The sequence below is a fragment of the Psychrilyobacter sp. genome, assembly GCF_049671765.1.
Lineage (GTDB): Bacteria > Fusobacteriota > Fusobacteriia > Fusobacteriales > Fusobacteriaceae > Psychrilyobacter.
This window is the reverse complement of record NZ_JBATVM010000330.1, coordinates 1-12,102: the sequence shown is the minus strand read 5'-3', so window position 1 is coordinate 12,102 and position 12,102 is coordinate 1. Positions and strand designations below refer to the sequence as shown.

Below are 12,102 nucleotides of genomic sequence, written 5' to 3'. Positions count from 1 at the left end.
TTCGAATCCTATTGTTCCGACCATTTCAATTAAATATACCAAGATACGCGGGAATAGCTCAGTTGGTAGAGCGTCAGCCTTCCAAGCTGAATGTCGCCAGTTCGAACCTGGTTTCCCGCTCCAAAATGTGGTGGTTGTAGTTCAGTTGGTAGAGCGCCAGTTTGTGGTACTGGTTGTCGCGGGTTCGAGTCCCGTCAGCCACCCCAACATTTTAAAAAACTTTATACTTATGCGCCACTAGCTCAGCTGGTAGAGCACTCGACTTTTAATCGAGTTGTCACAGGTTCAAACCCTGTGTGGCGCACCATCCATACGCGGGGGTGGCGGAATTGGCAGACGCGCTAGACTTAGGATCTAGTGTCTTCGACGTGGGGGTTCAAGTCCCCCCCTCCGCACCATATTAAAGTTTTAAACTCTAGAATTTATTCTAGGGTTTTTTTATTTAGAAAAATCTGCCTTTTGTTATAAGATTAAAACTTTATCTAGGAGATGAAAAAAATGAGAAATATAAAACTTATCTATCAGTATGATGGAAGTGATTTTTTTGGATTTCAAAGACAACCAGATAGACGAACTGTACAAGGGGAACTCGAATCAGGGTTATATAAGATAATAAAAGAAAGGATAAACTTGATAAGTTCAGGAAGAACTGATAGAGGAGTCCATGCACTAGAACAAGTTTCTAACTTTATTACGGATTCTAAAATACCAGCAAATAGACTGGTTTACGCTCTTGATAATATTACTCCTAAAGATATTAAAATATTAAAGGTAGAAGATGTTGATATTGAGTTTCATTCTAGGTTCTCTGCTAAAACAAGAGCATATGAATTTATATTGACTTCTAAAAGAAGTGTATTTGAAACTAGATACCTAACCGAGATCAAAGAAAATATGGATACAGACAAATTATACGATATAATGAAAGTATTTTTAGGTAAACATAATTTTGACGGATTTAGAATGACTGATTGTGGTGGTAAGAATCCTGTAAGGGAGATTTTTGAAATAAAGTGCTATAGGAAGGGTAATAATAAAATTGGGATCTATATAAAAGGAAATGCTTTTTTAAAGACACAGATCAGAATAATGCTAGGAAGTTCTATAGCGGTTTATTTTAAAGAAAGGCCTTTTGATTATTTGTTAAAAAAATTAGAAAATCCTGATCCTAAAAGTGAAAAAATAGTTATAGATGGATCGGGTTTATATCTGTATGAGGTAAATTATTAGTTGTTAGTTATTTTAGGGGGATAAAAATGAAATTCTTAGAGATACATGCAAAAGATAAAAAATATATAGAGCAGATAATAGAGGTTGAAAAAGAAGCTTTTGGAGTAAGTGGTGGGGTAGATGAATGGATTTTGAAACCTATTATTCGTTATGGGAAAGTATTTATATTAGTTATAGAAGAAGAGGTCATAGGGATAGCTGAATATATTAGAGATTTTCATGGTGATGAGGTATTTCTATATGGCTTTTCTATAAAAAAAAAATACAGAAAATGTGGTTATGGTAAAAAACTTTTAGAAGAGTCTATAAAAGTATTTAGAGAAAATAAAATAAAAAAAATAGGGCTAACAGTTTCTTTGGAAAATCAAGAAGCTATAGAATTATATAAAAAAATAGGATTCAAGATGGAAGACATGTTAAAGGATGAATATGGAAAAGGTGTAGATAGACTTTATTTCGGAAAGGAAATATAGTGAAAAAATCATTTGTTGACAAAACAATAAAAATATAATAAAATTATATGTGAAATGATTACAATTTTTTAAGTGAAAGAGGAGGTAAAAATGAAATTAAATATAGAAAAAATAAGTTCATATTTAAAAAGTCATGATATAAGACCATCTTATCAGAGGATGAAAATTTTTGAATACTTAATAGTGAATAAAAACCATCCTACAATAGATATGATGTATAAGAGTCTTGCTCCAGAAATACCAACTTTATCTAAAACTACAGTTTATAATACATTAAATTTATTCGTAGAAAAGAAGATTGCTATAGTAATATTAGTAGAAGAAAATGAAACTAGGTATGACGCTGATACAAGTATACATGGACATTTTAAATGTGATGAATGTGGAGAAGTTAGTGATTTAAAACTAGGAATGGAAAAAATAAATATTCCTGAACTTGATAATTTTCAAATAAATGAGCATCATCTTTATTTTAAAGGGGTATGTAATGTGTGTTTAGAGAAAAAAAAATAATATTGGTAGAACACTGAAAAATAATTCGTCATTTTTAATGGGGGGTTATTTTTATTATTTATAAAAAGATGAAAGAAGGAAAAAAAAAAGAGGTTGGTATAGAAAGAAGTGCTTAAAAAAATATTTTGTTTTAAGAAATATGATTTTCTTAAGGTTATATTTGATTTAAATTTGGGAGGAAAAAAATGGCAATGAATAAAAACATGTTAGAAATTTTAAATGAGCAAATTAATAAAGAGATGTATTCTGCACAGTTGTATTTATCAATGAATGCTTATCTTAATTCTAAAAATTTACCAGGATTTGCGAACTATATGAGAGTACAGTATCAAGAGGAAACATCCCATGCATTAAAACTCTTTGATTATTTACTAGAAAGAGGAGAGAGGGCCGTGTTGGCTGAAGTAGGAGCTGTAAAAATAGAATGGGAAGGTCCTATAGATGTATTTGAAGATACATATAAACATGAACAATTTATAACGGAATCTATAAATGAGGTTTTAGGAATAGCCCATGAAGTAAAAGATTATGCTACTATAAATATGCTTCAATGGTATATAAATGAACAAGTAGAAGAGGAAGCGCATGTATCTTCTGTATTAGAGCAATTGAAAATGGTAGAAGGCAAAGGAACGGGTCTATTTATGTTAGATAGAGAGATGCAAAATAGAGTATTTATAGATTCTACACAAGAAAAAATTTAAATTAGTTTGATACTATCTTTATATATTATTGACTTTAATATACGATTATTAATCGTAATAGGAGGAATTTGTTTATGACAATTAAAGGTACTGAAACAGAAAAAAATTTACTAAAATCTTTTGCAGGAGAGTCACAAGCTACCAATAGATACAAGTTGTATGCTAAGCAAGCTAAAAAAGAGGGGTATGAGCAAATTTCAGCAATTTTCTCAGAAACAGCAGATAATGAAATTCAACATGCTAAAAGATTTTTTAGGTTTTTAGAAGGAGGAAACTTAGAAATCACAGCTATTTATCCGACAAACCAAGTGGGAACTACTGAAGAAAACTTAAAAAATGCAGCAGGTGGAGAAAATGAAGAATGGACGGAGCTATATCCTCATTTTGCAGAAGTTGCCGAAAAAGAAGGTTTTGCGGAAGTTTCTGTGGCTTATAGGTATATAGCGGCGGTAGAAAAAGAACATGAAGCTAGATATTTAAAATTACTAGCAAATTTAGAAGATAATAGTATATTTAATAAGAAAAGTGTAGTCAGATGGAAGTGTAGAAATTGTGGATTCGTACATGAAGGAGAAAAAGCATTAGAATTGTGCCCTGCATGTCTTCATCCCCAAAGTTATTTTGAAGTTAAAGAAAATAATTATTAGGAAAAATTTAAATTATAGAGTAATATGATAAGAGCAACTTATAGCTTAAAAAACTAGGAGGAATATATATGGATAAATGGTTATGTATAGTATGTGGTTATGTGTATGACCCAGAAATGGGGGATACTGATTCAGGGGTAGCTCCAGGAACAAAGTGGGAAGATGTACCGGAAGATTGGATTTGTCCTCTATGTGCAGTAGGGAAAGACCAATTTGAAAAAATGTAAAAATAGAAATACCTGCAAATTTGCAGGTATTTTTTATTTTAAAATAATCTAATTATAAACTGAAGTTTTATAACGTTTTAAAATCGTAAATAATGTTTTGTAGGCAAACAGTACATTTTAAAGTGGAAGTGTGTCTAAAAACTGAATTTTATTAAAAAAACGTTCGGAAAAGGGTTGACTTTTTAAAAAATGTTTAGTATACTTATATTAGTTCAAGGGAAACTTTGGACATCCATGTAGAGCTTAAGCCCCCCTTTTAAGACTATATGTGTCAATTGAATTATTGATAAAAAAAGCTTGCACTTGGTAAGTTTTTTTTATTTGTAATTTATTTGTAGCCCTATCTCAAATTTTGAGGTAGGGCTTTTTTGTGATAGACTAAAAAAAAGCATAAGGAGAGATAAGATGAGATTTGATTATCAATTTGCTGTTAAAGAATATAAAAATGTTAAAATATACATAGAGAAACACGGTTATAGGTGTGAAATGACCGGGAGTTTGAGAAGAAAAAAGAAAGATGTAGGAGATATTGATATAGTTGTGGGAAATCAACTCTCTCTTTCTGATTCTCTCTCTTTGTCAAAGAAAGAGGAAGTTAAATTAGAAAAAAAAGAACGTTTAAAAGAGTTAGAGACGGAGGTATTGGAAATAATTTCTAAATATAATCAGGTTAAAAGACGGATAAATTATTATGAGTTTTTATTAGAGAGTGGAATATCTATTCACATGATCCCCGAAATATCAAAACACTTTAACTATACCCTGTGGCATTCTACAGGACCTAAACCTCATGTAAAATTGATAAAAAAGATATATGATAAAAAGGATATAAAGATAAGTATGGAAAATATAATTGAAAATCAAATATATGAAGATATAGATTTAGAATATTTTCAACCAAAGGATCGTTGGGAGTTAGTTTAGGAGAATTAAAAAATAAAAACTGGCTAATAGCCACTAAAAGGAAGGCGAAATTATGACTAAAAAACAAAAAATTAAAAAAATAATAGCTATACTTCATGAAAAATTTGGAAACCCAGAGTGTGCATTAAAATACGAGACTCCTTTTGAATTATTAGTAGCTGTAAGTCTATCGGCTCAATGTACCGATAAGAGGGTAAATATAGTGACTGAGGAGATGTTTCGAAAAAAAGGTATAAACACCCCAAAGCAGTTTGCAAAGATGGAACTAGAAGAAATAGAAACTTTGGTCAAGAGTACAGGTTTTTATAAAAATAAAGCCAAAAATATAAAGAAGACTAGCGAAATATTATTAGAGGAGTATAATGGAGAAGTTCCTAAAGAAATGAATAAATTAGTAGCGTTAGCAGGTGTGGGAAGAAAAACGGCAAACGTTGTTAGAGGAGAGGTCTGGGGATTAGCTGAAGGAATAACTGTAGATACTCATGTAAAGAGGTTGATGAACTTAATAGGAATTGTAAAGGGAGATAATCCTATAATTATCGAAAGAGAGTTAATGGAACTAGTCCCTAAAGAATATTGGATAGATATATCTCATTATTTAATCTTACAAGGAAGAGATGCGTGTGTGGCTAGAAGACCTCAATGTAACCGATGTGAAATAAATATTTTTTGTAATTTTGGAAGAAAAAAACTAAAAAAAGAGGCTAAAAATAATAGTTGACCACGAATAGGACAATAATACTAAGGCTTTAAAAGTTTCGATTATCAAACCTTTGGAACACCAAGGATTATGTTGACATAAAAACTAAAGAATGGTAATATAGGGTATATAAATAAGGGGTGAAGGAATGAAGAGAGTTTATTTAGATAATAACGCTACAACAAAAACAGATGAAAAAGTATTGGAAGCTATGTTACCTTATTTTTGTGAGGTATATGGAAATGCTCACAGTATGCATAGTTTTGGACAAAAATCAGGAAAAGCTTTAGATTTAGCTAGAGAAACAATTTCAGATATATTAAAGATAGAAAAAACTGAATTAATTTTTACTGGAACAGGGGTAGAAAGTAATAACTTAGCCATAAGAGGTATAGCAAGAGCTTACAAAAGAAGAGGTAATCACATAATTACAAGTGCTATTGAACATCCAGGTGCTAAAAATACATGTCAAGATCTAGAGAGAGAGGGATTTGAAGTATCTTACATACCTGTAGATAAAAATGGTGTAGTAATAGTAGAAGAGTTAAAAAAAGCTATTAGGAAGGAAACAATCTTAGTTACTCTTATGCATGCTAATAACGAAACAGGAGTAGTGCAACCAATAGAGGAAATATCTAAGATAACTCGTGCAAATAAAATTGTATTTCATACAGATGCTGTTCAAACGGTCGGAAAGATACCTGTATATCCTAAGGAATTAGGAGTAGATTTGATGAGTTTTTCAGGTCATAAATTTAATGGTCCTAAAGGAACGGCTGGACTGTTTGTTAAAAATGGAATCAGACTAGGAAAAGTTATTACAGGTGGAGGTCAAGAAAGAAAGATTAGACCTGGAACAACTAACCTAGCAGGAGTAGTAGGAATGGCTAAGGCATTGGAGTTAGCTACTGCAAATATGGAAGAAAAGATAAAAAAAGAAGAAGAATTAAGATCGTTCTTTGAAACAGAGATGGTTATAAGAATTCCAGAGATTAAAATAAATGGGAAGGAAGCGGTTAGGCTTCCGGGAACTTCAAGTATTAGTTTTAAGCACTTAGAAGGAGAATCGATCCTATTGGGGTTAGATTATAAAGGAATAGCTGTTAGTTCTGGATCAGCATGTTCTTCAGATGACCTGCAGGCTTCCCATGTGTTGTTAGCAATGGGGATAGAGGTTGTAGATGCCCACGGGACTATTAGATTCTCATTGGGGAAATTTAATACTCATGAAGATATAGAATATGTAATAGAGGAAGCTCCTAAAGTGATAGAGAAATTAAGAATGATTTCACCGCTTTGGAATGAATTTAAACTTGAAAAATAAATTAAAAAATGGGGAGTGACGATAGATGGAATATACAAAAAAAGTAATGGATCATTTCATGAATCCTAGGAATGTTGGAGTAATTGAAAATCCTGATGGATATGGGAAAATAGGAAGTCCGTCATGTGGAGATATGATGGAAATCTTCTTAAAGATAGAAGACGGAATAATCAAAGATGTAAAATTTAGAACATTTGGATGTGCCTCAGCCATCGCATCATCATCTGTAACTACAGAGATGATTTTAAATAAAAGTGTAGAGGAAGCGTTACAGGTAACAAATAAAGCAGTTGTAGAAGCTTTAGATGGCTTACCAGCAGCAAAAGTACATTGTTCTGTATTAGCTGAAGAGGCTATAAAAGCAGCAATAGAAGATTATATATCTAAAAAATAATGATTTTATTTGGGGATAGGAAACTATCCCTTTTTTATTTGATGTATGTTATAATACTCTAATCTAAAAAAGTGTATTAATCATTAAATTATGAGGAAAAAAGGGTGACGTGAATAAGATGAAAAAAATTGTTATAGGGATATATTTAATTATAGGGATATTGAGTTTTGGGCAAGAAGAAAGATTTACAGCAAAATTATTAGGAACAGCAGATGGTAAAATAATAAATAGTATTAATGGAGAAAAAATCTGTCCATTAGCTTCTGTAACTAAGATGATGACTATACTGGTTACTTATGATGCTATATCTAAAGGTGAAATAACTATGAACGATATGGTAGACATTCCAGAAGAGGCAAGAAAAGTTGGTGGAAGTAGAATATGGATGACTGTAGAAGATAGGCTTAGTGTGAGAGATTTACTTAAAGCAACGGCGATCTATTCTGCTAATAACGCAGCATATTCTTTGGCTTACTATGTAGCAAATGGAGATTTAAACGAATTTGTAAAGAGAATGAATGAAAAAGCAGAGTCTTTAGGAATGATAAATACTAGCTATTACACTCCGGCAGGTTTGCCCCCTCATATGACAGGAACAGCGATGGATGTATCTACGGTAAATGATATCTATAAATTATCTATAGAATTACTAAAAAATGATGATTATATGAAGATTGCTTCTATGAAGGAAGCTGGGATAAGAAATGGCCAGCAGAGGTTTAAGAGTAGAAATAAATTATTGGGAATAGATGGTATCTATGGAATGAAGACTGGACATCATAGTTTGGCAGGGTACAATATTTCTATAGTTTCTAAAAAGAATAATTTAAATATGCTAGAGATTGTATTTGGTTCTCCAGATGAAAAAACTCGTGATACAGTTGTATTAGAGGATTTAGATAAATTTCATAATGATTATGGTTATATAGATCTTTTGGTTCAAGGAGAAAAACTGGGAACACTAAAGGTTAAAGATGGTATAGAATCGGAAGTTAGTTTTTATGCTGAGAATAACTATAGTAAATTATTAGCTAAAAGTATAAAGATAGAAAAACTAGTGACTATAAAAAAAAATATGAAAGCTCCTGTTGAAGCAGGGACTGTAGTAGGAGAGTATAAAATTTTAATAGATGGGAAAACTTATCTAAAAAATGAACTAAAAATCGATCATTCAATTGAACGAATGGGTTTTTTTCAAAGAATATTTAATTGAAAAATATAAAAGAGATAGAATATAAATATGGGATTAATTAATTAATTAATTTAAGTAAGAAAAAAATAACTTATAGTAAAATATATAGAAAAGGAATCTTTGGATTCCTTTTTATATTATTATGTTATAATAGATATTAGTAGTAAATATAAATTAAAGTTGAAAAGAAGGAGAAACAATGAAAAAATATATAATTGAACCAGAATATCATGGTTATAAAGTTGGAGATTATTTAAAGGAAGTTTTAGGTTATTCTAGTAGAAGTATGAGGAAGATTGATATCTTTTTGAATGGGAAAAAAGTAAAACCTAATAAAAAAGTGAGAAAATTAAATAGGTTATTGGTAAAAGAACATAATAAAGGAACAAACATAGAACCTATCCAGATGGATTTGGATATAGTGTATGAGGACAAAAACCTGATTATCTTAAATAAGGAACCTTATTTGATAGTACATCCCACTAAAAAAAAGGTAGATAGAACTCTAGCTCATGGAATAATATATTATATGAAAGAAAAGACTGGTGAAATTACGGTCCCAAGATTTTATAATAGATTAGATATGAATACCTCTGGGATAATAGTGGTAGCTAAAAATGGTTTTTCCCAGGCATTTTTACAAAATAAAGAGAAAGCTGTTGTAAAGAAATACTACCAAACAATAGTTAAAGGAATAGTTAAAGAAAATGAGTTTGTTATAGAGGAGTCAATTGGCCGTGTAGGAGATTCGTTAAAAAGAGAATTACTATCAATAGAGGACGGAGGTCAAAGTGCAAAGACAGGAGTAAAGGTTTTAAAGAGAATGGATGATCAAAACTTAACCCTTCTAGAGGTTGAGCTATTTACAGGAAGGACTCACCAAATTAGGGTTCATTTATCAACAATGGGGCATCCAATATTAGGAGATGAGCTCTATGGAGGGAAAGTTAACGGTGTTAAAAGGCAACTTCTACATGCTTATAAATTAATTTTTACTAATCCAGATACAAGGAAAGAAGAAACTGTAACAACAACTTTGCCTGATGATATGGAGCAAATTGTGAAAGGGAGGGTGATAGGGTAAAAATAGACCAAGAATTGTTGCAAAATTAATACTCATGTTCCGTTGACAAACTCTAGAAATTTACGATATATTTATAGTGTAAAATAAAAAAATCTCAGGAGGAATAAACTATGGCAGCAGTAAAGATAGCGATAAATGGATTTGGTAGAATTGGAAGATTAGCATTCAGATTAATGGCAGATAACCCTGAATTTGAAGTAGTAGCAATAAACGACTTAACGGATCCTAGAACTTTAGCTTACTTATTAAAGTTTGATACAGCTCAAGGAAGATTCAAAATGGATTCAATTGAAGCTACAGAAAATGGAATAGTAGTAGATGGGAAAGAAATTAAAATATACTCTGAAAGAAATGCAGCAGACTTACCTTGGAAAGCATTAGATGTAGATGTAGTATTAGAATGTACTGGATTCTATGTATCTAAAGAAAAGTCTCAAGCACATATAGATGCAGGAGCTAAAAAAGTAGTTATCTCTGCACCAGCAGCGGGAGATCTTAAAACAATCGTATTCAACGTAAACGATGAAGTATTAACTGGAGAAGAAACAATCATATCTGGAGCTTCTTGTACAACTAACTGTTTAGCACCGGTTGTAAACGTATTAAACAAAGAATTTGGATTAGTAAAAGGTTTCATGACAACTATCCATGCATATACAAATGACCAAAACATCTTAGACGCACCTCATCCAAAAGACATAAACGCAAGAAGAGGAAGAGCGGGAGCAGCTAACATGGTACCTACATCTACAGGAGCAGCAGTAGCAGTAGGAAAAGTATTACCTGAATTATTAGGGAAATTAGATGGTGGAGCAGTAAGAGTTCCAACCGTTACAGGATCTTGTGTTGACTTAGTAGTAGAGTTAGAGAAGAACGTAACTGTTGAAGAAATCAATGCAGCTATGAAAGCAGCATCAAACGAAACTTTAGGATATACTGAAGAGCCAATCGTATCTTCTGATTGTATCGGAATCGAATTCGGATCTTGGTTTGACGCTCAATCTACAAAAGTAATGACTGTAGATGGAAAGCAATTAGTAAAAATCTTAACTTGGTATGACAATGAGATGTCTTATACAGCTCAATTAATAAGAACTTGTAAGAAATTTGCTCAATTAGCAAAGTAATTATATAATAGAATAAATAGAATAGCGGGAGCATTTGTTTCCGTTATTTTTTTAAAATAAAATACTCTCTCCTTAGTTATCGTTTTTCGATTAACGAATATTAAAATTAATTTTAAATGTTATAAAGAAAACTATCGTAATTGCTTCGAGCTCTACGCTGGTTTCTTTTGAGAAGTCGATATTTGTAAATTTAAGATTTGACAAACTTAATTTCAATAATCAATGGAAATACTATAAAAAGGAAGAGTGATTCTTGGAGGTATTTAAAAATGGCAAAAAAAATAGTAAATGAATTAGAATTAAATGGTAAAAAAGTGTTGATGAGAGTAGATTTTAACGTTCCTATGAAGGATGGAAAAATCACAAACGATAATAGAATAGCTGCAGCAACTGATACAATTAAATATGTATTAGAGCAAGGTGGAAAAGTTATAGCTTTTTCTCATTTAGGAAGAGTTAAAACAGAGGAAGATAAAGCTGGAAAATCAATGGCACCAATAGCTGTAAGACTATCTGAATTATTAGGTAAGGAAGTTAAGTTTGTAGCTGAAACTAGAGGAGCAGAATTAGAAGCTGCAGTAGCAGAATTAAAAGATGGAGAGATAATGATGTTTGAAAACACTAGATTTGAAGACATCGATGGTAAGAAAGAATCTAAGAATGATCCTGAATTAGGAAAATATTGGGCTTCTTTAGGAGACGTTTTTATAAACGATGCATTTGGAACTGCTCATAGAGCGCATGCTTCAAACGTAGGAATAGCTTCAAACGTAAAAGAATCAGCAGCAGGATTCTTAATGGAAAAAGAAATCAAATTTATTGGTGGAGTAGTAGACGCACCACAAAAACCATTAGTAGCTATCTTAGGTGGAGCAAAAGTTTCTGATAAAATCTCTGTAATTAAAAACTTAATTCCAAAAGCTGATAAAATAATCATCGGTGGAGGAATGATGTTTACTTTCTTAAAAGCGAAAGGATTAAATATCGGATCTTCATTATGTGAAGAAGATAGATTAGACCTTGCGAAAGAATTAATGGAATTAGCAGGAGATAAATTAATCTTACCTTTAGATACTATCACTTCAAAAGAATTCTCAAATGATGCAGGGCACCAAATTGTATCTGTAAATGAAATTCCTGAAGGGGAAATGGGGTTAGATATCGGACCTAAATCAGTAGAATTATTCAAAGATGCTTTAGCAGGAGCTAAGACGGTAGTATGGAATGGACCAATGGGTGTATTCGAAATGTCTAATTTCGCTAAAGGAACAATCGGAGTTTGTGAAGCAATCGCTAATTTAGATGGGGCTATCACTATTATAGGTGGAGGAGACTCTGCAACAGCAGCAATCGATTTAGGATTTGCTGATAAATTTACACATATATCTACAGGTGGGGGAGCTTCACTTGAGTATTTAGAAGGAAAAGTTTTACCAGGAATAGATTCTATAGCTAGTCACTGTGGTAACTGTAACTGTGGAAAATAATTAAATAGAAAGACTTAGAGGAGGAGAAATCTTCCTCTTTTTTATATTTATTTTTATGTTTAGACCACTCTTCCTG

At 31.7% G+C, this 12,102-nt stretch carries 14 protein-coding genes and 4 tRNA genes; all 18 read left to right on the top strand.

What is annotated here, in order from left to right; translation table 11 throughout:
• Nucleotides 1–47: 47 nt before the first annotated feature.
• The 18 genes from WBG30_RS15255 to WBG30_RS15170 all read left to right on the top strand — a co-directional run bounded on the left by WBG30_RS15255 (nt 48) and on the right by WBG30_RS15170 (nt 12,026).
• Nucleotides 48–123 (top strand) — tRNA-Gly (locus tag WBG30_RS15255).
• A 7-nt stretch (nt 124–130) separates the two neighbouring features.
• Nucleotides 131–206: transfer RNA gene (locus WBG30_RS15250), tRNA-His, on the top strand.
• 25 nt (nt 207–231) lie between these two features.
• Nucleotides 232–307: transfer RNA gene (locus WBG30_RS15245), tRNA-Lys, on the top strand.
• Between the two features lie 7 nt (nt 308–314).
• Nucleotides 315–398 (top strand) — tRNA-Leu (locus WBG30_RS15240).
• Nucleotides 399–498: 100 nt separating this feature from the next.
• The gene (truA, locus tag WBG30_RS15235; protein WP_424505508.1) at nt 499–1,230 is read left to right on the top strand and encodes a tRNA pseudouridine(38-40) synthase TruA; all 732 of its coding nucleotides are present in this window, start codon (nt 499–501) and stop codon (nt 1,228–1,230) included.
• Between the two features lie 26 nt (nt 1,231–1,256).
• Complete coding sequence (locus WBG30_RS15230; RefSeq protein WP_424505507.1) at nt 1,257–1,703, top strand: GNAT family N-acetyltransferase; 447 nt, start codon at nt 1,257–1,259, stop codon at nt 1,701–1,703.
• A 90-nt stretch (nt 1,704–1,793) separates the two neighbouring features.
• Complete coding sequence (locus WBG30_RS15225) at nt 1,794–2,216, top strand: Fur family transcriptional regulator (protein WP_424505506.1); 423 nt, start codon at nt 1,794–1,796, stop codon at nt 2,214–2,216.
• A 185-nt stretch (nt 2,217–2,401) separates the two neighbouring features.
• Nucleotides 2,402–2,920: a ferritin gene (locus WBG30_RS15220; RefSeq protein ID WP_424505505.1), complete on the top strand. Its 519-nt coding sequence runs from the start codon at nt 2,402–2,404 to the stop codon at nt 2,918–2,920.
• Between the two features lie 74 nt (nt 2,921–2,994).
• Entirely contained in the window at nt 2,995–3,567 is a 573-nt protein-coding gene (gene rbr, locus WBG30_RS15215) for a rubrerythrin (protein ID WP_424505504.1), read from the top strand.
• Between the two features lie 68 nt (nt 3,568–3,635).
• Nucleotides 3,636–3,794: a rubredoxin gene (gene rd / locus WBG30_RS15210; protein ID WP_424505503.1), complete on the top strand. Its 159-nt coding sequence runs from the start codon at nt 3,636–3,638 to the stop codon at nt 3,792–3,794.
• 405 nt (nt 3,795–4,199) lie between these two features.
• Nucleotides 4,200–4,718: a hypothetical protein gene (locus WBG30_RS15205; protein WP_424505502.1), complete on the top strand. Its 519-nt coding sequence runs from the start codon at nt 4,200–4,202 to the stop codon at nt 4,716–4,718.
• A 52-nt stretch (nt 4,719–4,770) separates the two neighbouring features.
• Nucleotides 4,771–5,439 carry an endonuclease III gene (gene nth / locus WBG30_RS15200; RefSeq protein WP_424505501.1) on the top strand — a complete coding sequence of 223 codons (669 nt, stop codon included), beginning with the start codon at nt 4,771–4,773 and terminating at the stop codon, nt 5,437–5,439.
• Nucleotides 5,440–5,566: 127 nt separating this feature from the next.
• A complete protein-coding gene (locus WBG30_RS15195) occupies nt 5,567–6,742 on the top strand; it encodes a cysteine desulfurase family protein (RefSeq protein WP_424505500.1) in 1,176 nt (391 codons plus the stop codon).
• 25 nt (nt 6,743–6,767) lie between these two features.
• The gene (gene nifU, locus WBG30_RS15190) at nt 6,768–7,136 is read left to right on the top strand and encodes a Fe-S cluster assembly scaffold protein NifU (RefSeq protein ID WP_424505499.1); all 369 of its coding nucleotides are present in this window, start codon (nt 6,768–6,770) and stop codon (nt 7,134–7,136) included.
• Between the two features lie 118 nt (nt 7,137–7,254).
• Nucleotides 7,255–8,349: a D-alanyl-D-alanine carboxypeptidase family protein gene (locus WBG30_RS15185; RefSeq protein ID WP_424505498.1), complete on the top strand. Its 1,095-nt coding sequence runs from the start codon at nt 7,255–7,257 to the stop codon at nt 8,347–8,349.
• Nucleotides 8,350–8,527: 178 nt separating this feature from the next.
• A complete protein-coding gene (locus tag WBG30_RS15180) occupies nt 8,528–9,412 on the top strand; it encodes an RluA family pseudouridine synthase (RefSeq protein WP_424505497.1) in 885 nt (294 codons plus the stop codon).
• A gap of 110 nt (nt 9,413–9,522) precedes the next feature.
• Nucleotides 9,523–10,539 carry a type I glyceraldehyde-3-phosphate dehydrogenase gene (gap, locus tag WBG30_RS15175; protein ID WP_424505496.1) on the top strand — a complete coding sequence of 339 codons (1,017 nt, stop codon included), beginning with the start codon at nt 9,523–9,525 and terminating at the stop codon, nt 10,537–10,539.
• A 269-nt stretch (nt 10,540–10,808) separates the two neighbouring features.
• The gene (locus WBG30_RS15170) at nt 10,809–12,026 is read left to right on the top strand and encodes a phosphoglycerate kinase (RefSeq protein WP_424505495.1); all 1,218 of its coding nucleotides are present in this window, start codon (nt 10,809–10,811) and stop codon (nt 12,024–12,026) included.
• Nucleotides 12,027–12,102: the final 76 nt, after the last annotated feature.